The sequence below is a fragment of the Clostridium sp. DJ247 genome, assembly GCF_014231265.1.
Window position 1 is genome coordinate 1 of sequence record NZ_JABAIW010000049.1, and the last position, 24,452, is coordinate 24,452.

24 protein-coding genes are annotated in these 24,452 nt (G+C 29.8%); 13 read left to right on the forward strand and 11 right to left on the reverse strand.

What is annotated here, in order from left to right; all coding sequences use genetic code 11:
* Nucleotides 1–296: 296 nt before the first annotated feature.
* The gene (locus HGI79_RS17310) at nucleotides 297–689 is read right to left on the reverse strand and encodes a 5-fold beta-flower protein (protein ID WP_185651935.1); all 393 of its coding nucleotides are present in this window, start codon (nucleotides 687–689) and stop codon (nucleotides 297–299) included.
* Nucleotides 690–894: 205 nt separating this feature from the next.
* Between HGI79_RS17310 and HGI79_RS17315 the strand changes: the two genes are divergently transcribed.
* Nucleotides 895–1,686: a C1 family peptidase gene (locus tag HGI79_RS17315; protein WP_241428251.1), complete on the forward strand. Its 792-nt coding sequence runs from the start codon at nucleotides 895–897 to the stop codon at nucleotides 1,684–1,686.
* A gap of 155 nt (nucleotides 1,687–1,841) precedes the next feature.
* Here the strand turns inward: HGI79_RS17315 and HGI79_RS17320 are convergent, their stop codons facing one another.
* Nucleotides 1,842–2,588 (reverse strand): DUF3298 and DUF4163 domain-containing protein, encoded by a 747-nt coding sequence (locus HGI79_RS17320; RefSeq protein WP_207725814.1) that lies wholly within the window; start codon nucleotides 2,586–2,588, stop codon nucleotides 1,842–1,844.
* Between the two features lie 104 nt (nucleotides 2,589–2,692).
* A complete protein-coding gene (locus tag HGI79_RS17325; RefSeq protein WP_185651936.1) occupies nucleotides 2,693–3,613 on the reverse strand; it encodes an AEC family transporter in 921 nt (306 codons plus the stop codon).
* Between the two features lie 188 nt (nucleotides 3,614–3,801).
* On the opposite strand from HGI79_RS17325, the gene HGI79_RS17330 reads away from it, so the two are divergent.
* From HGI79_RS17330 to HGI79_RS17340, 3 genes are all read left to right on the forward strand, one after another.
* Complete coding sequence (locus HGI79_RS17330) at nucleotides 3,802–5,322, forward strand: cell wall-binding repeat-containing protein (protein WP_185651937.1); 1,521 nt, start codon at nucleotides 3,802–3,804, stop codon at nucleotides 5,320–5,322.
* 185 nt (nucleotides 5,323–5,507) lie between these two features.
* On the forward strand, nucleotides 5,508–6,509 hold the full coding sequence (locus tag HGI79_RS17335) for a hypothetical protein (protein WP_313885225.1): 1,002 nt from the start codon (nucleotides 5,508–5,510) through the stop codon (nucleotides 6,507–6,509).
* Complete coding sequence (locus HGI79_RS17340) at nucleotides 6,506–7,366, forward strand: protein-glutamine gamma-glutamyltransferase (protein WP_185651938.1); 861 nt, start codon at nucleotides 6,506–6,508, stop codon at nucleotides 7,364–7,366. Before HGI79_RS17335 ends, HGI79_RS17340 begins: the two co-directional genes overlap by 4 nt.
* 303 nt (nucleotides 7,367–7,669) lie before the next feature.
* Here the strand turns inward: HGI79_RS17340 and HGI79_RS17345 are convergent, their stop codons facing one another.
* On the reverse strand, nucleotides 7,670–8,902 hold the full coding sequence (locus HGI79_RS17345) for an aminopeptidase (protein ID WP_185651939.1): 1,233 nt from the start codon (nucleotides 8,900–8,902) through the stop codon (nucleotides 7,670–7,672).
* Nucleotides 8,903–9,078: 176 nt separating this feature from the next.
* Between HGI79_RS17345 and HGI79_RS17350 the strand changes: the two genes are divergently transcribed.
* A complete protein-coding gene (locus HGI79_RS17350) occupies nucleotides 9,079–9,267 on the forward strand; it encodes a hypothetical protein (protein WP_185651940.1) in 189 nt (62 codons plus the stop codon).
* Between the two features lie 180 nt (nucleotides 9,268–9,447).
* Here HGI79_RS17350 and HGI79_RS17355 read toward each other — a convergent pair whose 3' ends face one another.
* Entirely contained in the window at nucleotides 9,448–9,699 is a 252-nt protein-coding gene (locus tag HGI79_RS17355) for an acylphosphatase (protein ID WP_313885226.1), read from the reverse strand.
* A gap of 342 nt (nucleotides 9,700–10,041) precedes the next feature.
* On the opposite strand from HGI79_RS17355, the gene HGI79_RS23355 reads away from it, so the two are divergent.
* Nucleotides 10,042–10,176, forward strand: a complete 135-nt coding sequence (locus HGI79_RS23355) for a hypothetical protein (RefSeq protein WP_278046725.1) — start codon at nucleotides 10,042–10,044, stop codon at nucleotides 10,174–10,176.
* A 195-nt stretch (nucleotides 10,177–10,371) separates the two neighbouring features.
* Here the strand turns inward: HGI79_RS23355 and HGI79_RS17360 are convergent, their stop codons facing one another.
* Nucleotides 10,372–11,277 carry a metallophosphoesterase gene (locus tag HGI79_RS17360; RefSeq protein WP_185651941.1) on the reverse strand — a complete coding sequence of 302 codons (906 nt, stop codon included), beginning with the start codon at nucleotides 11,275–11,277 and terminating at the stop codon, nucleotides 10,372–10,374.
* Between the two features lie 181 nt (nucleotides 11,278–11,458).
* On the opposite strand from HGI79_RS17360, the gene HGI79_RS17365 reads away from it, so the two are divergent.
* A complete protein-coding gene (locus HGI79_RS17365; protein WP_185651942.1) occupies nucleotides 11,459–13,216 on the forward strand; it encodes a helicase-related protein in 1,758 nt (585 codons plus the stop codon).
* A gap of 240 nt (nucleotides 13,217–13,456) precedes the next feature.
* Here HGI79_RS17365 and HGI79_RS17370 read toward each other — a convergent pair whose 3' ends face one another.
* Nucleotides 13,457–14,047 carry a class I SAM-dependent methyltransferase gene (locus HGI79_RS17370; protein WP_185651943.1) on the reverse strand — a complete coding sequence of 197 codons (591 nt, stop codon included), beginning with the start codon at nucleotides 14,045–14,047 and terminating at the stop codon, nucleotides 13,457–13,459.
* A gap of 61 nt (nucleotides 14,048–14,108) precedes the next feature.
* On the reverse strand, nucleotides 14,109–15,062 hold the full coding sequence (locus HGI79_RS17375; protein WP_207725819.1) for an alpha/beta hydrolase: 954 nt from the start codon (nucleotides 15,060–15,062) through the stop codon (nucleotides 14,109–14,111).
* 461 nt (nucleotides 15,063–15,523) lie between these two features.
* Between HGI79_RS17375 and HGI79_RS17380 the strand changes: the two genes are divergently transcribed.
* The 5 genes from HGI79_RS17380 to HGI79_RS17400 all read left to right on the forward strand — a co-directional run bounded on the left by HGI79_RS17380 (nucleotide 15,524) and on the right by HGI79_RS17400 (nucleotide 21,206).
* Entirely contained in the window at nucleotides 15,524–15,853 is a 330-nt protein-coding gene (locus tag HGI79_RS17380) for a helix-turn-helix transcriptional regulator (protein ID WP_185651944.1), read from the forward strand.
* A 35-nt stretch (nucleotides 15,854–15,888) separates the two neighbouring features.
* Nucleotides 15,889–16,260, forward strand: a complete 372-nt coding sequence (gene arsD, locus HGI79_RS17385) for an arsenite efflux transporter metallochaperone ArsD (protein ID WP_185651945.1) — start codon at nucleotides 15,889–15,891, stop codon at nucleotides 16,258–16,260.
* Between the two features lie 21 nt (nucleotides 16,261–16,281).
* Nucleotides 16,282–18,027: an arsenical pump-driving ATPase gene (gene arsA, locus HGI79_RS17390; protein ID WP_185651946.1), complete on the forward strand. Its 1,746-nt coding sequence runs from the start codon at nucleotides 16,282–16,284 to the stop codon at nucleotides 18,025–18,027.
* 425 nt (nucleotides 18,028–18,452) lie between these two features.
* Nucleotides 18,453–19,514: a C40 family peptidase gene (locus HGI79_RS17395; protein ID WP_185651947.1), complete on the forward strand. Its 1,062-nt coding sequence runs from the start codon at nucleotides 18,453–18,455 to the stop codon at nucleotides 19,512–19,514.
* Nucleotides 19,515–19,709: 195 nt separating this feature from the next.
* The gene (locus tag HGI79_RS17400) at nucleotides 19,710–21,206 is read left to right on the forward strand and encodes a multicopper oxidase family protein (protein WP_185651948.1); all 1,497 of its coding nucleotides are present in this window, start codon (nucleotides 19,710–19,712) and stop codon (nucleotides 21,204–21,206) included.
* A 199-nt stretch (nucleotides 21,207–21,405) separates the two neighbouring features.
* On the opposite strand, the gene ubiE is transcribed toward HGI79_RS17400, so the two are convergent.
* The 3 genes from ubiE to menA form a co-directional block, all read right to left on the reverse strand.
* The gene (ubiE, locus tag HGI79_RS17405; RefSeq protein ID WP_185651949.1) at nucleotides 21,406–22,122 is read right to left on the reverse strand and encodes a bifunctional demethylmenaquinone methyltransferase/2-methoxy-6-polyprenyl-1,4-benzoquinol methylase UbiE; all 717 of its coding nucleotides are present in this window, start codon (nucleotides 22,120–22,122) and stop codon (nucleotides 21,406–21,408) included.
* 10 nt (nucleotides 22,123–22,132) lie between these two features.
* Entirely contained in the window at nucleotides 22,133–22,759 is a 627-nt protein-coding gene (locus HGI79_RS17410) for a CPBP family intramembrane glutamic endopeptidase (RefSeq protein ID WP_241428252.1), read from the reverse strand.
* Nucleotides 22,760–22,836: 77 nt separating this feature from the next.
* Entirely contained in the window at nucleotides 22,837–23,739 is a 903-nt protein-coding gene (gene menA / locus HGI79_RS17415; RefSeq protein WP_185651950.1) for a 1,4-dihydroxy-2-naphthoate octaprenyltransferase, read from the reverse strand.
* Between the two features lie 437 nt (nucleotides 23,740–24,176).
* Between menA and HGI79_RS17420 the strand changes: the two genes are divergently transcribed.
* Complete coding sequence (locus HGI79_RS17420; protein ID WP_185651951.1) at nucleotides 24,177–24,443, forward strand: metal-sensing transcriptional repressor; 267 nt, start codon at nucleotides 24,177–24,179, stop codon at nucleotides 24,441–24,443.
* Nucleotides 24,444–24,452 lie beyond the last annotated feature (9 nt).

Consider the following 24,452-nt stretch of genomic DNA (forward strand, 5'->3'; position numbering starts at 1 on the left):
GGAACCCTATAGATACTCATGCCTGAAATTTAACTTATACTCCAGAATATGCTGCTAAACTTCGGCACGTTAAAAACTTTTAATCAGTTTTGGCAACATATCCCTGGATATAAGTTAAATTTAAGCTGTGGGTATCTATATATGTTTCCATAGATTAAATTACGGTTAAAGAAAATTAATAATCTGTGTTATTTTCAACAGTTATAAATTAGCTTTAGTTGAAGATAACACAGATTATTTCATCATAGGTTATTTTAAATATAAAGTTACTATATTAACAGTAAGTTTATTTTCTGCTAAAAGAAGCCTGGGTAGCCAAAGCCTCCGTAGCCAAAACCAAAGCCGGGGTATCCAAATCCTGGATATCCAAAACCACCATATCCAAAAGTACCAAGACCACCTAGTAATAAAAGTAATCCAGCTGCAGCTACAAGACCACCAAAGGTGCTGTTTACACGTCCTACATAATTATAGGAGTTATCTAATACAGTATAGCCATCAGTGTAGCCAACTGGGCTTCCATATGCATTATAGACAGTTCCATCAGCTATATAACCCATGAGATTATAGTTAACGTCATAAATTTCAGAACCGCTAATATATCCTACATGATTATTATAAGCATCGTAAATTCTATTATCATTTAAATAACCAGAGTTATATTCAGAAGCATTATAAATATATTCCACCTATTCTTCCTCCTTGTTCATCCATTTTTGATTTGTATAGTTACTAAAGTTTACTCAACTATTGATTTAAAAAGTTAGAAAACTTATATGATTGAAGTTTCACTTTATTATATGAAGAAGTGAAGAATGTTGACATATATGTTTTTCGAGACATATATATCAACAAAGTTACATATGGAATATATTGTACTGAAGGAGATGACTAATGATGAATTATAAATATAATTTAAGGAAAGATAAATTTGATGAAAGAGATTTTCATTTTGCACATTCAATATCACCTATAGCTTCAGTGAAATTACCTCCATCAGTGGATTTAAGATATAAGTGTCCTCCTGTTTATGATCAGGGCGAGTTAGGTTCTTGTACTGCTAATGCAGGTTGTGCATGTAGGGCTTTGTTAGCTAATAATTCAAGATTGATGTTATCTAGGCTATTTTTATACTATATGGAAAGGAGCTTGAAGGGAACTGTAACAGAAGATTCAGGGGCATCCGTAAGAGATATATGTAAGGCTGCTAATAAATTTGGGATTTGCGAAGAAATGTATATGCCGTATGATGTTAACAACTTTTCTATACAGCCTTCTAATGATGCGATTAATAATGCTCAAGTATATAAAATAAATTCCTATAGAAAACTAAATACACTAGATGAAATAAAGCAGAATATAGCATTTAGGCAACAAGGAGTTTTAGCAGGTATGGATGTATATGACAGCTTTCAATCAGAAGAAGTGGCAAGAACAGGGCGCATGACTATACCTAAGTCAACTGAGCAAAATTATGGTGGACATGCAGTGCTAATTGTAGGCTATATAGATACTCAGAATACACTCTCAAAATTAAAATTTATGTTTAAATGGAGCGAAGCCCCACAAGGATATTTAATAGTTCGTAATAGTTGGGGAGCCAATTGGGGAGAACATGGATATTTTTATATGCCATACGAATTTGTAACCAAAGGATATGCTTATGATTTCTGGACGATGATATAAGCAGAATTCTTTACTTCAGTGGAAGTATTAGAGTATTTTATGTGAAATATTATTGGCTGTTAAGTAAGAAGATATACTGTTAACAGCCTTTTTAGTTTTTTAGACATAGGACATCTTTTAAATTTAAAAGCTCCAAATCTATAAATATGATGAAATTAAAACATAAGCTTTAACTTATCCTTAAAAGTAGAAAAAGGAATCTTGATAACAGGTATTTCAGATACTGTTGGTGCGATTTCGTGAAATCCAAAAAATAAAACTATATTGTTATCTTCCAAATAAAATGGTTGATCTTCCTTAATACCCTTAAAATTTTTCACTGCATCTGGAGGATATTTTTCTTTATTCATTATTAATTGTTTTCGTATTTCAGAATTAATTAGTTCCTTATAGGATACCCCAGGCTTAAATAAATCTTCTAAACCTAGAGACTTTCCTGTATTAATGTTAAAGTTATAGGTTGCTCTAATATAGTAGCTTCTTCCACTGATAAACTCATAATAAATAACTGATAAACTGAGTATATTGTTTCTATTATAAGTAATGGTATAGTTATTAGAAATTTTATAAGGTACAAACTTTTTTCCAAGTTTTTCAGCTTCAGAGCCATATTCTCTAGCAGCTTCTTCCATTTGATTTTTAAATTCCATAATGTCGCCTTGTATAGAGTTATTAATATTATTTTGTATAGTAGCATTAGGTATTCCTTGTAAAATAGGTATCTTTAAATCTTCCTCAATATATTTATTTTTTACTTTAATCTCTTTAAACTTAGCTGTTACGGTGTTTGCACGCCATGAAACATTCTCATGGTTTAAAAAGTTATTATTAAATATATATGGAAGTCTAGCATTATGGTAAAGTAAACTTACTGGACAACAAAATTGGTGTAAATAACACAAGATAAAAATTCCTCCATAAAATTTATAACATCTAATTTATCTTATGTAGTATGGTAACTAAATGACATTGATTTATAAAAAATACAGGTTGTCCACAGCACAGATTACTTAATAACTGTAGATAGAGCAACGATAATCCACACTAGTATAAAGCTTACTATGATAGTAATATTAGATAAGGTTCCAACAAATTGTTCATCGTATTTAAATTGTATAGAAAATGGAATTACAGCCATGCCAATAGGTAGTATAAGTCCTATAAGCAAAGTATAACGAAAAAGTGAGTCAAATGGCATTAGAACAAAAAGTAAGACTCCTACTAATATTCCAATAAAATATCTCATTGACAATATTTTTATTATATTTATTTTATATTTTGCATCAATAGAGAAGTTTAAGTATATACCTAACAAAAGAAGGGATAAAGGCATATTGGCTCTTCCTAGGATTGCACATATTTCAATAATTCCCGAAGGATAATGTAGTCCGGAAAGGTTAACTGCCAAAGTAATAATATAACTCATTAGTGGAATAGAAGTAAATATTTTTTTTGATATATTTTTAAAATCAATGGTAGATTCACTTGGTGAGAAGTAGCTTGCGATTAAATAGCATATTCCAAAGAGTACTAAGGAATTACCCATATCAAACATACCAAAGTATTTTAATCCTTTTTGTCCCCAGATAGACTCAACTAGAGGATAGGCAAATAGCCCTATATTAAAACCAGGAACTAACATAGATAACATACCACGTGTAGACTTCCCTTCTTTTCTAAAGACAAAGAGAGCTATTATAGACATAAATATCCCATAGATAATACTTATTAAAGATAACATTATTAAAGAAAAATCAATATTTATAGAATTAAAAGTGTTTATAATTAAAGCAGGGAGAGTAACATTAAATATAATCCTAGATACACCTTCTCCGTCTTTTTCTTTTATAATATTAATTCTTTTGAATAGATATCCAAGGGCTATAATAATCAAAGATAAAATAATTTGGCTACTTATATTTTTCATAATATATAATAACTCCATATAACAAAATAATATATGTATAAGTTTAGCAAATATCCCTATGAATTTCAATGAAATAACTATGAATTGTTAACATTCCATTAATGCGTATAACTTTCTTCTACATAATTCGAAAATGTGTTAGAATGAAATAGGTCATTCATATAAAATATGTACAAGGAGATGAAAGAATGTGTAGTAGAAAAAATCTTTTACTGTTTTTCTGTGCTTTTTTCTGCGTAATTTTTGTCGTGAATTTTAAAGTATCTGCTGCACCAACAATTGAAAGAGTTGGAGGTATTGATAGGTACGATACTTCGGTGAAAATTTCACAGGAAGAGTGGCAGCAATCAGATTATGTAATACTGGTTTCAGGAGAAAACTTTCCAGATGCTCTTTGTGCAGCACCATTGGCTAAAAAGTATAATGCTCCTATTTTGTTAACAGAAAGCAGTAATATTAGAGATAGTGTATTAAATGAAATAATAAGATTAAAAGCTAAAAATGCTTTTATAGTTGGAGGAACGGGTGCAGTATCTGATAATATTGTAAAATTACTGGGAGATAAAGGCGTGAAAGTTACTCGTATACAAGGGAGTAATAGATATGACACTAGTATAGAAGTAGCAAAATTAATAGGAACAAATAATGGAGTTGTTATTGCTTCAGGAGAAAATTTCCCAGATGCACTATCTGTAGCATCTATAGCAGGGGCAAAACAAATGCCTATAGTGCTTACTCTTCCAGATCATATGCCTAATACAGTTAAGCAATATTTAAATAGTAATAGCATTAATAATTATTTTGTAATAGGTGGCAGTGGAGCCATAAGTGATGATTCATTAAGTGGCTTAAGTTATAAAAGATTAAGTGGAAATGATAGATACGAGACTAATACTGCAGTTATTAGCGAATTTTTAGGAAATATAAGCTTAGATACTACATATGTGGCTAATGGTGATGGTTTTGCTGATGCCTTATCTGGATCAGCGGCAGCGGCAAAGACTGCTTCACCAATAGTTTTGGTTAATAATTCGCAGGGAAGTCAACAAAGATTAGTTAAATCAAACATACAATCAATATCTACAATAAAGGTACTTGGAGGAACAAGTGTAGTATATGACTCAGTTGTAAAAAGGCTTATAAATGGAAGTCCTATAGTTATAACAATAGATCCTGGTCATGGTGGCTATGATTCTGGAGCTGTAGGTCCTACAGGAGTTTTAGAGAAAAATGTTAACTTAGCTATTAGTCTAAAAGTTGGGAAATTACTTGAACAAAGTGGAATAGATGTAGTTTATACAAGAACTTCTGATAATGTTTCTTGGCCAGCAGATGTGGGACAAGACCTTCAAGCACGGTGTGTCATATCAGATAACGCAGAATCTACATACTTTGTATCTATACATGCTAATAGTGCTAATGCAAAAGAAGCAAATGGTGTAGAGACATATTATTATGCTGGAAGTACAGAAGGAGAAAAGCTTGCTGAAGCTATTCAGGATGAATTAATTAAAGCTACAGGTTCTTATGACAGAGGAGTGAAAACTGCGAATTTTTATGTTATAAAAAATACTAATGCACCATCTGTTTTGATAGAGGTTGGTTTTATAAGTAATCTTAAAGAAGAGTCTCTTCTAAATGATGATAGTTTTCAAAATATAACGGCACAGGCTATTTCTAGGGGCATACTTAAGACTATAGGTCAATAATTTCACTTAAATTTAATACAAGCTAAAAAGACTATAGACTAATGGTGGTTTATAGTCTTTTTAGCTTGTATTTGTATTCTAAGTAAATATAATTATTTAACAAAAAATATATGTATGGAATATTATAATATAAGCTTTAATTTTAGAAATAGATTCATTTAGTAATCATTGGAAGGAGAAAAGTTGTGACCATAGAGAATATTTATTCAAGTAATGTAAATTTATTAGATAAAATGAGAGCAGACAATGGAACAGATAAATTAATAGCTTTTTTTAAGGAACTCATTGAAAAAGATATTAATAAAGCTGTTAGCTTTATTAATGATACTAAGTTAAAGTTTCCTTCCTTATTTGCACTTATTCCATTAATAGAAGAATCAAATATTTTAAATAGCTTAGATTTACGAAACAAAATTACCTTGGAAATTATTAATGATATGCTGACCAACTCAAAGAAACATACTAATATGGAATATTTATGTTATGACTATATACAAGTTGTTCATTCATCCTTGAAATGGATACTAGTAACAGGAGCTAGTACTGATGGATTAAATGAGAAACTTGACGAAGTTTTAGATGTTAGTGCAATACTTTTGGCAAAGGTATATAAAGATAAAACCGTATTACCTACTATTGTAGACATGATCTTTGAAAGATATAAAAAAGGTTTTCTAATTCATGATTTAATCTGGGCTTTTTTTGAAGCGGGAGATCCTAATAGTTTAATATTAATTGCAAATCATTTAAAAACTGGTGATTTACAAGAAATAGAATTAGCCAGTAAATTACTAAGCTTTATTCCAGGCATAAATATGGGGACAAATATTGATGGTAATAAAAACTACTTGACTTTCCTGTATTGGATTAAAGAAAATATTTTTTTCCTACACTTTACAGGTGAGAGCTTTCAACAGAGCAGCAATCCTACTCCTTACGTTGTAGTTTTGAAAGCTAAGTATTTATGTAAAAACGTATCTATAGATACAGGAAAAATAATAGAATCCTTAACACCAAGGGAAAATCAATTAATAGAAACATTCAGTAGTTTAGATGGAAATACTAAAGTACTACTAGCAAACTTTTCTGTTACAGTATATAGAAAAAATATAGTCCTTTGGAACAAATGGATTCAATATGATATTTCAGAACAAATTAGTATTGCTAAAGTAGGAGGAGTAAAATGATTAAGATTAATGGTGATATAATTAGTTCTAGTAGTATTGCAAATCAATATACTCCACGAAGCGTAGAAAGAAAAATTATTGATAAAATGGCATCCAGTAATAGAACCTATGAATACAATTCTCTAAATGAATTAAAATTTGAGTTGAGTTTGAGAAAAAATATTGTTATTGCAGCTAGAGCATTAAATAATAGTCAATTTTCCTTTGAAACCTTCCGTAAATCTAAATGTAATACCAAATATTGGAACAGAACTAACGAAGGAGGATTTTTATTAAAGGAAGGAATAAGTCCATCTGTTGCTATAAAAGATATATTTATTAATGGATCACAATATGGAACGGAATGTGCAACAGCTATAGTTATAGTTTATTACAAAGCTATTCTTGAAACTTTTTCTCCAAATATTTTTGATAATTTGTTTACAAATATACAATTAATGAATTGGAATCATATTCATAAAAATCTTAGACTGGATTATGTTTATGATGATACAGATTCCTTACCTGGAGATTGCAAATATTTCAAAAATCCAGATGTAAATCCAGTAACTCCAGAATGGCAAGGGGAAAATGCCATAGATTTAGGTAATGGCACATATTATGGTCATGGTATAGGTATAAAAACATCAAATGAAATAATCAAGGAACTTAATAGAAAAAGAAAGCCAGGAGCTACAAAGACAGCGTTTTTATTAACTTTAGCATCAAGACCGGACTTTAAGTATTTATCAAGAATATACTATAGCTATGTTTCTAGATTACAAATAGAAAGATATAGATCGGCAGCGAATTATTACAGAAACTTTCCGTATTTGCCTCCATATATAAATAGACAATGTATAATACCACTTTTTTAATAAAACATAGAAACTAAAAACTATGAAGTATAGTTATAGGTACGGAACTTTTAAATTTAACTTATACGTAGGAATATGATGCCAAAACTGATGGCACTTTTAAAAACTTTTTTATTAGTCTTAGTGAAGTGTTTTTGAAAATCTTAGGAGCTTTGATATGTTTGAGGTACGAGTTTATCAAAGGTTCTTAGATTTTCATAAACACGAACTTTAGACTAATTAAAAGTTTTTAACGTGCCGAAGTTTGGCAGCAGATTCCGGAGCATAAGTTAAATTTCGGACACGGTTATATATGCAGATTTATTAAAATGCCCAGTTTCCATCTTTAAATATTTGAATAACTTTTCCATCTCTAGTTTCTCCAGTAATATTGAGATCTGGTGAGCCTATCATAAAGTCCACATGAGTTAGAGACAGGTTTGCACCAGCCTTTTCTAAATCTTCACTATTCATATTACTTCCGTTCTCCAGACAAATTGGGTAAGCTTCTCCTATAGCTAAATGGCAGGAGGCGTTTTCATCAAATAGTGTATTATAAAATATAATATTTGAATTTGAAATAGGGGAATTATAAGGAACTAAAGCAACTTCACCTAAATAATGAGACCCTTCATCTGTTTCAATTAGTTTTTTTAAGGTTTCGTAACCTTCTTCTGCAGAAAAGTCTACTATTCTACCATCTTTAAATGTAAGTACAAAATTATTAATTAAGTTACCCCCATAATTCAAAGGTTTGGTACTTTTTACTGTACCATTTACTTTAGTCTTTTGTGGAAGAGTAAATACTTCTTCAGTTGGCATATTTGCAACAAAGTATGTTCCCTTTGAATTATATTCTCCGCCACCGGCCCAGATATGTGCTTCAGGTAACTCTATTATTAAATCTGTATCCTTTGAAACATAATGCAGCTTTTTAAATTTTTTTTCGTTCAAAAAATCAACTTTTTGTTTAAGATTAGTCAAGTGTTCCTTCCAAGCATCTACAGCGTTTGCTTTATCAACTCTCACTATATTAAAAATAGTTTCCCAAAGTTTTTCAACTGCTTTATCTTCAGCTAAGTCTGAAAAAACCTTTTTTGCCCAAGCTTCTGTTGGTATAGATACTACGCACCAAGCTACTGTACTATTCATTATGTATTCTCTATATTTCTTTAGAGCAATGGATTTAGCTTTATTTGATTCTGCAATTCTTTTGGGATCTACATCCTTTAAAAGTTCAGGATTTGACGCTGATATTGATAAAAAAGCAGCTCCATTTTTGGCCAGTTCTTCAAAACCTTCTGCTCTCCATTTAGGAAACTCTTTAAAAGCTTCTTCTGGTGCACTTGTAAACTTTATAAGGGAAAGTTCCTCATCACTCCATTCAACATGGACATCCTTAGCTCCAGCGTTATAAGCTTCTTTAGCTAAAAGCCTTGTAAATTCAGCACATTCAATGGGTGAATTAATAACAAGGGTTTGATTTTTTTGAAGGTTTACTCCAACTTTAATAGAAAGCTCTGCATATTTTTTTAGCATTGTTTTGAAACTGTCCATTTGCAACACTCCTTTTGTATAATTACTTAAACTATTGTATAATCTTAAGATAACACTTTATGCTAATAATAGTATTCATAAATAATAAGATTATAACACAAATAATTAACTTTAATAAGTTTGTGATTTATTAGAGAAATATATTAAATATAAATTTACCAAGAGGAGAGAAAATTATGGAAGTACATGTGTTTTTAAAACAACAAAAGGAACCAGTAATTTATAGTGGAGATAGGGTTGATGTATTAGATTTTCAACTTAATGGTATAAGTTATAAACAAATAAGATATTTTAAAAAGGGATTTAGTAAGAGTGAATTAATAGAAGAGAAAATTATAAATAAAATATTAAAGAAGGAAGATTAATTTTAAAGTTTTGTCATGGAAACTTCATGTACAGTTAAAAATATGTTACCAGTGTTTCAGCTAAATCTAAGTTTCTAAGTTCTTTATCAAATCCTTTACTAAAATTTATTGGAAAGTACTTAAATGTAAATTCTTAACTGGTAACATGTCTTTATGTTTGGCACTACTTTAGTAAAGATATTAGTAAATTACTTTAAATGACTTTTCGTTATTCTTTGGTTCTATTTCTATTAAGGAAAGATTGTCTACCTTAGCAAATCTGTTTCCATGCTTTAATTTTTCTACAAACAAGGTTAACGAATTATATTCTCCCTGTACCTCTAGTTCAACACTTCCATTATCACAATTCTTTACCCACCCTGTTAAACCAAAGCTACTTGCAGTATAAGCTGTATGATATCTAAAGCCTACCCCTTGAACCCTTCCAAACACTTGTATAAAATATCTATTTATAAAAACCACCATCCTTTAAAAATAGATTTTTATTCTGAATTTATAAAATAATTTTATCAAAAGTTAAGGTAAAGTCAACCATATATCAAATAAATAATAGTCAGAACTTTGCAAGTAACAATTTTATAATATAATAGAGTTGTTACTTGCAAAGCTTTCTGAATATGCTGAATTCCTGTTATTGTTAAATATTATATTGTGTAAACTTTTGTAACTGATAAAATTATACAATTAAACTTGAAACTTATTACAATTTTTTATTACATTATAGGTAATATTTATGGAGATACTTTGTTCTGCGATAACGAAAAACAGATATATATGGAAAATAAAGATGAATTCACTCTGGTCTTTAAAAATCCTAAAAGGTTTGAAAGTTACAGCATACAATATTCTATGCCTTATAAGCTGAATATATATAAGGACAAGGCTGTAACAATAGATTTAAGTAAATAAATTAAATTTAAAAGTTCCGTACCTATAACTACGATGGTGTTTTTATTATAATTTAAACTAAATGTGTTATCTGGTAAATATCTCATTATCTTAGACGAAGATTGATAAATTTAACCCCGTACTTTAGCAAGTATGGGGTTTTTAAACAATATTTTGCAACATAGTTATTTTAAAAAACTTCACTAAATAAAATTGCTACTTGAAATAATTACAAAGCAGTTCAGGGCCAGTTATAACTTCGCGATTGGCGAAGAAATCACCATTAGACCTTGTTTCTACTCTCCATATAACTAAAGAAATCTTGCCACAGTTAACTTCAATGGAGGTGATAGAATATGGACTTACACAGCTTCCATCATTAAAATATGGAATATCTCCAGGCTTAGGAAGGTAAGGCCTATGAGTATGACCAGCTATTACCATACATTTATTTATTAATATCCAATGCATTATTTTCTTTTCTACACTGGTCTTTCTCTTATAATTTTTTGCAGGACTAGTGGTATCTTTAAAGCCGAATACACCTTCTAGCACACTCCAAATATAGCGAACTGCAAATCTACTAAGCAGCCATAGGTTATCATTTATAATATCTCCTTGATGGCCATGAATAACTAAAATTTTTTCATTACTAGGTAAATAATTTAAAACCAATCCCTCGTGTATATCTATGTTTTCGTATAGCATAGAAGCTGCAAGCTCATGTTTTTTTACTTTTCTTTTCACTACATGATTATTAATAATATCAATAAATTTTTTGTTTTTCTTTACCATATCGTGATTGCCAAAAATCATATGAAACCTTTCATCTAAATGAAATTTATAAAGTAATTTATAGACATCATTATAGGATTCACAAATGTTTATAAAGTTTCTATTTTCCCATAGTTCATCACCATCACCTATTTCAATATAGGTATAGCTATTCTTATAGTAATAGTTTAGTGCAGCGTAGTAGATGTTTCTATTAGGCTCTAAGTTATCTTTCCAGCTGGCATCCCCACGATGACAATCGCTTATGAATACAATTTTTGAGTTATTATCCATATCTAGTACTTTTGAAGTATTAAGTAGTTTAGTTAATTTACCTTCTAAATTCATTATAAACCACATAAATTTAATTGCTTCTATAATCATAATATAGATATACTTATATATAGTTCAATAAATTTTGTATAATTTTAATTGTAAATGAAATATTTACTATACAAAAATTTTATGATATTTTATGCATTGTATATGGGAAAGCTAAATTTATAAATCCTAGCTAGGAGGAAGGAAAATGAAAAGAGGAGCTATTGAAAGGAACTTTAGAAAAATAAAGAATCAAATTGCTCAAACGGAGGAGATAGTAAGACATACTAAAGTAAATGCATTATGGGAACATGAAGCTTCTATAAGAAAGAAAATAAGACTTTTAGAAGAGTTTAGGAATGCAGGCATTAAAGATTTTAGTTATGTATATGATAGATATTTAGAGTTACTAGAATATATATCAGAAAAATTAGTTCAAGATTATAATAAAAAAAATGATTCTAATTTTAACTTTAAGGAAATAGTGAAAGATAACTATGAAAATTATTTAAGATCAGGAATTATGGGAGTATTAATTACAAGTCATATTCCTAAATTAATATCAAAAGAATTTGATGTTATATTCCCATCTAATCCTAAAAATGAATATGAAGATGCAAGAAAAGTTATAAGGAAATTATTTCTTCATCTTGGCGAAACTAATACTGGGAAAACTTATAATGCAATTCAAAGTCTAAAGAAAGCTAATAAAGGAATATATCTTTCTCCATTAAGAATATTAGCACTAGAGAACTATGAACGATTAAATTCAGAAGGGGTTAGGTGCAGTCTTATTACAGGAGAAGAAGAAATAATAGTAGAGGGAGCACAGCATATATCCTGTACTATTGAGAAACTAGATACTGAAGAAATTTATGATGTAGCGGTAATTGATGAGATTCAAATGATAAATGATGATCAAAGAGGGGCAGCTTGGACTAGGGCTATTTTGGCATTAAAATGTACAGAAATACATATTTGTGGAGCATTAAACACTAAAGAACTCCTTATAAAAATAATGGTGGATTGTCAAGATGAGTACGAAATTAAAGAATATAAAAGGGATATACCTCTTGATATACAACAGGAGGCCTTTGGATATAAACAAATTCAAGAGGGAGATGCACTAGTTGTATTTTCAAAGAAAAAGGTACTAGAATTAGCTTATCATTATAAAGATTTAGGCATTAAAGCCAGTTTAATATATGGAGATTTACCTCCAGAAGTAAGAAGAAAACAGTATGAACAATTTATAAAAAAAGATACAAAAATATTAATAACCACAGATGCTATAGGAATGGGAGTTAATCTGCCAATTAGAAGAGTAGTGTTTATGGATGTAAGGAAATTTGATGGCAGTGAGGTAAGGTATTTAAATTCTCAAGAGGTTAAACAAATTGCAGGAAGGGCTGGTAGGAAAGGAATTTATGATGTTGGATATGTAGCTTCTTATGGAGGTACTCAGGATTTTGTAAGAGAAATGATAGACACACAGGATAAAATTGTTGAAAAGGCAGTTTTAGGACCAAGTGAGGCTATACTAAAAATAAAAAGCTTATCACTTAGAGAAAAATTGGCTTTGTGGAGCACAAGAGAAGAAAAAATTTATTTCTATAGAAAGATGGATATAGGAGAATATTTAATAATACTAGATAGTATTAAGGGCTACAAGCTAGAGGAAAAAATTCAATGGAAGCTTATGAGAATTCCTTTTGATGTATCAAATAACTATATGATGAATACTTTTCTTAGCTTTATAGATGAAGTTTTTGTGGCTAAAAATAATATGTTATCAAAGCCCCAATGTTTAATGAAGGAGTTACATGAACTAGAACTATATTATCAAAAAATAAATCTATATTACTCTTTCTCAAAGGCTTTTAACCTAGAATTTGATAAGGAATGGGTTTATGATGAACGTTTAAAGGTAAGTGAAAGTATTAATAATATATTAGTGAATATATAAAATATTAAAAACAAAAGACTAGATTATAAAAACTAGTCTTTTGTTTTTTAGTAAGTTCTCTAGTTTCACAATAATTGAGTAAAATATTATATTAATATAGAAAAAGCTTAAGTGTAAGTAACCTTTTACAAGCTTCTGTACAATTAATCAAAGTTAACCATAACTCTATATTGATAGTTTTAATGTAAAACTTTATCTAATACTGATGAAAGTATATAAATCATGTTATCTATATCTTCATTAGAAACTGATAATAGGAGATGCAGAAAACATAATCTTATTGTAAAATAACAGTTGATTATACCTCTTTATAACTTTTGTTTTATAGTTAGCTTTTCTAAATATGTCTAAATATTCATCCTCATCTCGAATATATCTCCCTTTATCAAAGTTAGACATGCACCAGTTGGGTAAACTGGCTTTTTCGTAAAAACAGGGCTCTACTATTATTAGGCTACCATCGGATTTAAGTACTCTTTTAAATTCTTTGAGGTATTCAGCTATTGACTCAGAAGGAATATGATGAAGTACTGATAAAATTATAACATAGTCAACAGAATTTTCTAATAGCGGTAATCTTTCATCTTTAATAGTTATAAAATTATGCTCAGGATGCAATTTTTTAGCATACTCTATCCTGTTATCATCACAATCAACTCCAACATAAGCTGATGACGAAAACAAGAAGGAACTAGAGCCAATACCACACCCAAAATCTAGGGTAGTCTTACCTCTAAAGTCAACTAAATCCCGCAACATTTTATCAAAAAATATATTTGAAAACCATTTGGGTCGAACAAAGTAATGATATAACTTTGGCGATAACTCCATGACATTAGACCTCCAATCTAACAAATTCGTACAAAACTTAGTTTGCCCTTATATCCGTAGTTTATGATTGGATTTTTGGAGCTGAAATGGATTGTTTTGTAATCCCATTTTCTTTTAGAAATCGGTCTACCCTGTTTTCATATTCCTGCATATTCTTCCAGTATGTTTCTACATGTGTTGCATTAGGAGCAATATATATATCCTTAAATCCCTTTTTAGCTTTGTACATTTCTTTACTCATCCAAGTAGGGACAAAATCATCGGCTTCACCGTGGGTAAATAATATAGGTGTATCTACTTTTGAAATAGATCTAATTGGAGATATATCCTTAAAGCTCCACCCAATTCTTAGTTTTGTAATAATACTGGTGATTTCTACTATGGGTAATCGCTTAATTTTAAAATCTTTTCCCAATCGGTATTTAAATAAGGTGACAATATCGGAATATCCACAATCTGCAATACAGAATTTAATTCTTGAGTCTATGGCGATATTTTGCAAAACCGTTCCTGCTCCCATGGATTCTCCCAAAAGTCCGATTACAGCGTCTTTTCCCAGTTGATTGGATACCCAGTCTGTACACGCTTTTAAATCAAACTTTTCAAAATATCCATAGGAAGTGTCTTTACCACCAGTTAAACCATGGTTTCGATGATCATAGATTAATACTGAAAATCCTTTTTTTAAAAACATTTGAACATATTTAAGTGAACCACATAAAGTCCACGTGATACCATGACAAAGAATCACTGCTTTTTGCGAATTTTTGTTTGGAAAATACAAGCCGTGAATTTTATAACCATACGGTGAATCAATGAAAACTTCCTCTTTTTGTAAATTCTTAAATTGATCCTCTACGATTCTCCCATGCTCTATTTCCCATTGGTAAGTTTCCTCATATTTGTGGATCTTAGGATGGGTAACCTTTTTTGATAAATAATAACAAAAGATAAATAGAAGGATCATCAATAATATAAGGTTGAGTAAAATAGTTTTAATTAAGAATATGATCATAAATTCCTCCATTACTTTATTTTCTAATAGACGATGAATATAATAGGAAAGTTTATCTTATAATCTAGCCTTTCCGGTTTAATTAAGTAAAAATACAGTATAATTATTTACAAAGTTTTATTAATTATTCCTGTTTAGTAACGCTGAATAATATTACATCACCAAAGATATGCTAACTTAGAAAACCAGAAAGAATGGAAGCTTATGAGAATTTCTTTTGATGTATCAAACATCTATTTAACCAGTCAACTAAAATTTTAAATCAACAGGCAACCGCCATTAATTTTTTAAAATCCGGGTTTATAGTAGAACATTTATGGATTGTACACATATAATACTGTTATATAGAGAATGATATATATAACAGTATTATTTTTATTAAAATATATGGATTATATTGACTATACATAGATAATCATCTATACTGTACATAGATGAGTATCTATGTAAGAGGTGATGTAATGGACAAAAACTATGAACTTAATGCTAAAATATTTAAAGCTTTATCAGATACAAGTAGGTTAAAAATTCTTGATATATTGTCCTGTGGTGAGAAATGTGCTTGTGATATATTAGAAGATTTTAATTTTACTCAGCCCACACTATCTCATCATATGAAAGTGTTAATGGAGTGTGGTCTTGTAAAGTCTAGAAAAGAAGGTTTATGGAGTCATTATTATTTAGATAACAATAACTCAAATAGACTAGTGCTATTCTTAATGACTCTTCTGACTAATACAGATGATTGTATTTGTAAAGAGAAAAATAAATCTAATTGTGACAGCGAGTAATGAAAATATTAATTTAATTAAAGGAGCGATAAGTTATGAAAAAAATGATTATTTTTGACCCTGCTATGTGTTGTTCAACAGGTGTATGTGGCCCAAGTGTTGACACAGAGTTATTAAGAGTGGCTACAGTATTAAACAGTTTAAACAAAAAAGGTATTGTAGTTGAAAGATATAATTTAACAAATAATCCCCAAGCTTTTGTTGACAATAAAATTGTCAATGAACTATTGAATAGTGATGGAGTAGATATATTACCAGTTACTATAGTTGATAATATTATAGTAAAAACAAAGTCATATCCAACTAATGAGGAATTTTGTAAGCTTCTTGATATACCAGAAGATTATTTGAAGACTGGTTTTAAAATTAAGTCTAGAGGATGTGGCTGCAAAGATGGGTGTTGTTAACTGAAGGAAAGAGGGGTAACTATGATAAAGACTTTTAATCCAAATAATATAGACTTAACTAAGTATCTATTTTTTACGGGTAAAGGCGGCGTAGGAAAAACATCAACAGCTTGTGCAACTGCGGTAAGCTTAGCAGACCAAGGTAAAAAAATTATGCTTATAAGTACAGACCCAGCTTCAAATTTGCAGGATGTATTTAACACTGAGTTAAATAATAAAGGCGTTGCTATTAAGGAAGTGACAAACTTAGTGGTGGCAAATTTTGATCCTGAAGAAGCTGCTAGAGAATATAAAGAAAGTGTTGTTGGTCCATATAGAGGAAAGCTTCCAGATGTAGTAATAAAAAATATGGAAGAACAACTTTCAGGTTCTTGTACTGTAGAAATCGCAGCTTTTAATGAGTTTTCTAATTTTATAACTGACGAAAAAGTACAAAAGGAATTTGACCATATCATATTTGACACTGCTCCAACGGGACATACCTTGAGAATGCTGCAGCTTCCATCAGCTTGGAGTAATTTTATAAGTGAAAGTACTCATGGAGCATCTTGTTTAGGACAGTTGTCAGGACTTGAAAGTAAAAAAGAAATTTATAAAAATGCTGTAAAAACTTTATCAGATAAAGAGAAAACTACTCTTATACTTGTATCACGACCAGAAAATACACCTTTAAAGGAAGCTGAAAGAGCATCTAAGGAATTACAAGATATAGGGGTAAATAATCAGATATTAGTTATTAATGGAGTTCTAAAAAGTTATGATGATAATCTTTCAAATGCAATTTATATAAAACAACAGAAGGCTTTAAAGGATATTCCTGAACATGTAAAAAAACTAGAAACCTATGAAATTCCATTAAGACCTTACAATGTAACAGGACTTGATAATGTAAGGGCTTTTTTAAAGGAAGATAACATTAAATATAGTAATGAAACTTTAAATGTTGAGAAGGTATCGAGTTTAAAGACTGTTATTGATGATTTATACAGCACAGACAAAAAAGTAATTTTCACAATGGGAAAGGGCGGAGTTGGTAAAACTACTATAGCAGCAGCTATTGCCTTAGGTCTTGCTGAAAAAGGTAAAAAGGTACATTTAACTACCACAGATCCAGCAGCGCACTTAAAGTTTGTTTTAGATGATGGCTATGGTATTACTTTAAGCCATGTTGATGAAAAGAAAGAACTAGAAAAGTATAAAGAAGAAGTGTTAAGCAAAGCAAAGGAAACAATGAATGAAGAAGATATAGCTTATGTAGAGGAAGATTTAAGATCTCCTTGTACTCAGGAAATTGCTGTATTTAGAGCTTTTGCAGAAATAGTTGAAAGAGCTGAAAATGAAGTGGTAGTTATAGATACTGCTCCTACGGGTCATACATTACTGTTATTAGATTCTACCCAAAGTTATCACAGAGAAATACAGCGTTCACAAGGTGATGTACCAGAATCAGTTAAAAAGCTTTTACCTAAGCTTAGAAATGCTAATGAAACAGAAGTCATTATTGTAACTTTAGCTGAAACCACACCTGTACATGAAGCTATGAGATTAGAAGAGGATTTAAAGAGAGCAGGAATTAATAGTAAATGGTGGGTTATAAATTCTAGCTTGTTTGCAACAGATACTACTAATGAGATTCTTAAGGCAAAAGCAAGCAATGAGATAACTTGGATAAATAAGGTGAATAAAATTTCTAAGGGGAATTTTGCAGTTATTGAATGGAAATCAGAAGAAGTAAAAGGCGAAAAACTAATTGAGTTAATACACTAGAGCATAATTCTACTACAAAACAATAAGGAAATTATCAGTTAATGTTACTTAGTTAATGTTATAGAGTAAGAAAATATTAGAGTAACGATACAAAAAACTCCTATTTAAATTTTGAGTAGGAATTTTTTGTTTTGGTGGAAAGTTTAGAATTAGTAAATTAAATATTTATAAGATTGCCAGAGGACAATAATAGTAATTTTTGATCTCAGTAAACTGTAAAAATGACATTTTTCTTCATAAAATCTACATATTAATTTTGTATAATGTAAAGGCGACTATTAAACCTTAGATAGTGTTGAAATACATACTTAAAAATATTACATAGAACAAGCCTATTTGGAATGTAGTTAAAGTCGCAAGAATTCATATTTAAACTCTTATAGTATGAATAACCATTGAAAATATCTTAGTTAGGAGTGATAAAATTGAATAAAGCACTAAAGAAACTTGTAGCAGTTGTAGCATTAACACTAACATTAGTAACCAGCACTTCAGTATTTGCTCAACCTTCAACTACTAATGTAAATGATTTAAAGCAAAAAACTGAGAATTTAGAAATGAATATAGAAAAATTGGACAACCAAATAGAAACTGTTATGAAAAAAATTGATGATAACAAAAAACAAATAGTAAAAACGCAAAATGATATAAAAAGTGCAGAAGCTGATCTTGAGAAGGCTAAAAAAGACATAAAAGGGCAAGAAGAGTTATTCAATAAAAGAATGAGAGTAATGTACATAAGTGGTACCAGTGAGTACATAAATATATTATTAGACTCTAATGGCATTGGAGATTTTATTTCAAGACTTGATAACGTTAAAAGGATTATAGAATTTGATAAGAAAATGACAGCTTACTACAAAGCCAAAGAAGATGATATTAATAAGAAAAAAGAAAGCTTGATGGCTACAAATAAGAAGTTATTAGCTTTAAAATCTGATAATGAAAAAAAGCTATCAGATCTTAATAAAAGTAAGGAAGAGCAAAAAAAATTATTAGTACAAGCCAAACAACAAGAAAGGCTATATGTATCACGAGCTGATGAAGCTGTTGTAAATAGTGCAGTTAAGAAAGTAGATGATATAAGGAAGGCAGCACCTAAAGTTAATCTATCAAGAGGAGCAGCACCTATAAGCAATGGTAATGTTATAGCTTATGCTTCAAATTTTTTGGGTACACCTTATGTATGGGGGGGGACGTCTCCAAGCCCTGGTTTTGATTGCTCTGGTTTTACACAGTATGTATATGCTCATTTTGGAGTATCTTTAGGAAGAACAACATATGATCAGATAAATAATGGTACATCCGTATCGCGTGATCAATTACAGCCAGGAGACTTAGTTTTCTTTGGTACATCAAGTAATCCTCACCATATGGGTATTTATATAGGTGATGGTGCTTACATACATGCACCTCGTACAGGTGACGTAATTAAGGTATCTCCAATGAGTAGAAGTGATTATCTAACAGCAAGAAGAGTAAAATAGTAATAATACCAGAAAAGGTACAAAATAGAATAACTTATAAGAATATAACAAAGAGATTCGTAGTAGATACGAGTCTCTTTATTATCATGAGTTTTAAAACTACAAGTTCTTCATAATTTCTTTACAAAAATAATATATAATTTATTTAAGATTTATTATCAAATAATAAATAGTATTATATATGGAGGAGTTTATATGAATAAAAAAAGAAGTATACTAATTGCAGTGTTAATTGCAGCTACCACTGCTCTAGGTTATTATTTAGCTTCGAGTGTTATTAAGAATAACCATAACGAAAATAAATTATCTGAAACTAAAACTATAATGAAAAGTCATATGGAAGAACAAGACCCTATGAATTCAAGTGGTGGTAATAAAGGTAGCATAAAACAAAGTACAGCCCTTCCAATACCCAAACTTTTGGAAGATAAGAATCCTGAATCTAATCTAGCAGATTTTACATTAAGTGCTCAGGAAGGAACAACTTCTTTCTTTAATGGAAAACAAACAAATACTTATGGATATAACGGGAATTACCTAGGACCAGTTATTCGTGTAAATAGAGGAGAAGAGGTAAACATTCATGTAAATAATAAATTAAATGAGTCTACTACTGTACATTGGCATGGATTAAATGTTAATGGTGATATAGATGGTGGTCCTCATCAACCAATTGAATCTGGAAGTCAATGGAATATTAAGTTTAATGTTAATCAACCAGCTGCAACTTTATGGTTCCATCCCCATACTAATGAGAAAACAAGCATACAAGTATATAAGGGTTTAGCAGGACTTATATATGTAGACGATGAAGTGTCTAATAAATTAAATATACCTAAAGAGTATGGCGTAAATGACATTCCTTTGGTTATCCAGGATAAGACCTTTGATGACAATGGAAATATATTTTATTCTCAAAGAAAGTCAATGGATGGTGCTCTAGGAGACACTATCTTAGTAAATGGAGCAGTGCAACCATATTTAGATGTAAAGAAAACAAAGATGAGATTTAGAATTGTGAATGGATCTAATGCTAGAAATTATAATTTACAACTAAGTAACGGTGAAGATTTTATGCAAATTGCATCAGATGGTGGATTCTTAGGAGCTCCAGTTAAATTAAATAAATTAGAGCTAGGTCCAGGAGAAAGAGCAGAGATTATAGTAGATTTTTCTAAATACAAAGATGGAAGTACAGTAGCGTTATCTGGTGGTAAATTTAATATAATGGCTTTTAATGTAAAAGGTGAAGATATTGATAATACAATGATTCCTGAAAAGTTAACTGAAATCGAAAAACTTTCGCAGGAATCGGTGTCTACAACAAGAAAGTTTGATCTTCAAGGCATGGGAAATATGGTTACAATCAATGGTAAGAAAATGGATATGAATAGAATTGATGAAAAAGTAAAGCTTAATGATACTGAGATATGGGAAATTAATAATATTGGAGACATGATGGACGGTATGAGTCATCCGTTCCACATTCATGGAGTTCAATTCCAAATTCTATCGCGGGATGGAAAGCAACCTTCTGAAAATGAGAGAGGATGGAAAGATACAATATTGATTCATCCAGGAGAAAAAGTTCGCATTATAATGAAATTCACTGAAAAAGGACTCTTTATGTATCACTGTCATATTTTAGAACATGAAGATGGTGGCATGATGGGACAAATGAAAGTTCAATAGTAAAAACTAGCAATTTATATCTTTATTTAAATAAAGAAAGTTAGTATATCTAATTACATTATTAGTATACTAACTTCTTTTATTTGTCATATAGGTACGGAACTTTTAAATTTAATTTATTCCGCATAGGATATTACTATTAAATTTAAAAGTTCCACATCTATAAGTACATAATATTTTTAATTGTTAACATAGCAGGTTATTTAGTTATAATAGGTTTTGTACCATAGTGTATAGAAGCTATGCCTCCAGATAGAGATTTGTAACCAGCATCACTGAAACCTGTGGAGTTAAAGGCATGATTTAATTCAGTTTTAGTCATAAAACTATTTACAGAATCTCTAAGATAGAAATATGCACTTTTACTGCCAGTTCCTAGGTATCCAACAATAGGAAGTATGTAGTTAAAGTATAATCCGTATACTTGTTTAAATACAGGTATTTGTGGAGTAGATAATTCTAAGCAAACTGCTTTCCCACCAGGTTTTAGTACTCTATAAATTTCAGATAATGCCTTGGCTTTATCAGGGATGTTTCTTAGACCAAATGCAATAGTGACACAATCAAAGCTACAGTCATTAAAGGGAAGAGCTTGCACATCTCCTTTAAGTAGTTTAAACTTATAGTTGTTTATACTTTTACAAAGCCGTTTGTATCCTACGTTAAGCATATCTTCGTTAAAATCTATACCTATAACTTCAGTATCTTTGCCAACTTTTTTGCAGGCATAATACATCATTTGGCCAGTACCACAACATAAATCTAAAACTTTATGATTCTTATTTATATTTGAAATATTTATAGCTTTCTTCCTCCAAAGCCTGTCAATATTAAGAGTTAGTACTGTATTTAAAACATCATATTTTTCAGCAATAGCTGAAAAAATATTTTGTACATTAGACTTTTCACTTCTCATTTTTGACCTTTTACATTACTGGGAATAGAATAAATATTGCAAGATCCCAAAGCGCGTGGGATATAATTACTGGTACAAGATTTTGTTCTTTCTTATAAATCCATCCCCAGTATAATCCACATACTAAGGCTGCTAAAATTAACATAAAGTTTCCAGTAGCAATGTGTACCAAAGAATAAAGTAATGCCGATAGAATATATCCTTTATTTTCTCCCAATCTTTTAGTTAAAGTTGTTTGAATAAAGCCTCTCCAGTAGATTTCTTCTCCAGGTCCAATTAAGAACAAGAGTAGTGCTCCTATAAGTTTTAAATTTCCTTGTGCTTTATTGCTGTAAACTGATAACACCTGTGCGTCTTTAAATGGAAACAAATACCCAGATATAATGTTCCCTATATAAAATATGGCATATAATGCAACAGCTGAAAAAATACCTATAAGTATATCTCTGATAGTTATTTTCTTAAATTGGAAAACATTATTTTTCGAAAATAATGAAGTAAATATTAGGATTAGTATAGAAACACTCATTTGTATCCAAAAGTTAAAAGGTTTAATAATAAACATAAAATACCATAAAATTAATGCTAAAACTAATGTGAAAAAAACATAAGTTAAACTTTTTTTATCTTTATACAATATAGTACCTCCTTTATTAGTAAAATATTGACATTAAGTAATGATAATGAAATAAGAATTATTAGCTAAAAACAATATTATTTTATATAGGAAGAAATAATAAGAGATAATATAAGCATTACTCCAAACTGTGCATGAAGTTTAGCAGTTTCTTGATCAATGGTTGCAAGAGTAGAAGTATTTTCTTTTGCTATACGTATAACTCTTATATTCTTAAAAGCGCTGGGTAATGTTATAAGACAAATTAAGCTCCAAATTGAAATAAGTTTAAATGATATTAGCGCCAAAATTATTACATAGGGTAATAGTATTAAGCTAAAATATATTTTTTCAGAATTAGATCTTCCAACAATAATAGATAAAGTTTTTATTCCAGCTTTTTTATCGTGATATATATCTCTTAAATCATTTCCATGTAATATTCCTGTTGTTAACAGTCCAATAGGTATGGATACTAAAATAGAAGTACTGCTTATTTGTTGAGTTTGTACAAAGAATGAACCCAGCACCATTAAAGGACCATAAATCATAAATACTAAAGGTGCCCCAAGTCCCCTATATTTTAACATAAGGGGTTTTCCAGTGTAGAAATAAGCAGCTAAGGCTCCAATTAGTCCTAAAAATAAAATAACCTCTCCTTTTTTGAAAGTTAAAAATAATCCCAGTAAACATCCTAAGGTTAAAAAGATTAAACCACCTTGCTTTATCTGTTTTGCATTTAATAATTCTTCCACAATAACACCACTAGATCCATAAGAATCACGTGTATCTATATTATTTACATAATCATCATGATCACTAAGAAGGTTTGTTGAGGCATGTAAAAATAATGTAGCTAGAAGTGTAACTATAAAGTACCCTAGATGGAATTTAGTTTCTTTAGATGCTAAAATTGCTCCAATTATAACTGGAACTATAGAAGCAGTGAAAGAAAAAGGTCTAATTGCCCTAAACCATATTTTGAGTTTATTATTTGTCATTCTTAATCCTCCCATGATATTAGTTATACCGTAGTGATATTAGTATTACTAAAGTAATAATTACAAATGTTTACAACAAAACATATTTTATCACCTTCCTATTATATAATTTAAATATGCTTTAATAGCTTATCTTTAAAGAATATTAGATCTTATATAATTTTTATATCTTAATAACAGTATATAGTAGAGATATAAAGATATTATGAAGAATAGGACTTAAATTAAATAAACTTAAGGAGATAATTTTATAAGCTCTCCTTAAGTCTATTCATTTATTTAATTTCTTCATAATTTCTTCACATCAATTGGATATTATTATAATAAAGAAAAAAGCAAGAGATTTATAAAAAAATTTATAAATTCTCTTGAAATCTTTTCTAAGTAGGAGTAATATTAAGAGAATATATCACCCCTGGGGGGAGAGGAGGTATAGGATGAACGAAGATAGAAAAAAAGCACTTCAATCCCTGAAAACGTCAAAGGGGCAAATTGAAGGCATAATAAAAATGATAGAAGATGATCGTTATTGTATGGACATATCAAATCAAATAATTGCAGCTCAATCCCTTCTAAAGAAAGCCAATATGCTTATTTTAAAACAGCATTTAAATCACTGTGTCAAAGAGGCCTTTATGCATAACAGTGGAGAAGAGAAGGTAGATGAAATAATAGATTTGTTATCAAAGTTAATGAAGGATTAGTTAGTTTAA